This window comes from Vibrio sp. 1288 (assembly GCF_033344475.1).
This window is the reverse complement of the sequence record NZ_JAWPOX010000530.1, coordinates 1-695: the sequence shown is the minus strand read 5'-3', so window position 1 is coordinate 695 and position 695 is coordinate 1. Positions and strand designations below refer to the sequence as shown.

Here is a 695-nt window from a genome sequence, read left to right as displayed (position 1 = left end):
ATAACGCGCACAATCCTTCAAAGGTATCTTCGAACATTCTAAACGTAGTCGCAGATTACCTTGCAGTTGGTATCGACCCCATTCAAACCACTATCTGTTTGCAATCTCAGCTGCCAGCCCTCGCAGAATTGACGATGTATTACAGCAACTTAGTTTCCATTGCTCGCTTAGAGCGTAACCCAACCGTAAAAAATGAAATTCAAAGCAAAGGTTTTGAGCGTTCAATTCCTGCAGGGTTCCTGACTTACCCAATTTCTCAAGCCGCTGATATAACGGGTTTTCGCGCTACACTTGTTCCGGTTGGGGATGATCAATTACCAATGCTTGAGCAAACGAATGAAATCGTGAGAAAGATTAACCACCTTGGCGGACAAGAGATCCTAAAAGAGTGCCGTCCGTTGCTTAGTGATGCGTCACGTTTACCGAGTACTGATGGCAAAAATAAAATGTCGAAAAGCATGGGCAATGCCATTAACTTAGGGGCGACTGAAAAGGAAATCTCAGCTGCAGTAAAATCCATGTACACCGACCCAAGCCATTTGCGCATCGAAGACCCTGGTCAAGTAAAAGGCAACATTGTGTTCACTTATCTCGATGCTTTTCACTCTGACAAAGAGCATGTCGAGCAACTCAAAGCGCACTATCGCCGTGGCGGGCTAGGAGATGGAACCACGAAAAAAGTATTGGAAGAATGC

Annotated in this window: 1 protein-coding gene; it reads left to right on the top strand. The window is 45.2% G+C overall.

All coding sequences use genetic code 11. The annotated features are described in order from the left end of the window. Window positions 1–695: tryptophan--tRNA ligase (locus tag R8O11_RS27845; RefSeq protein WP_318194950.1), on the top strand; the 695-nt coding region annotated here is incomplete at both ends.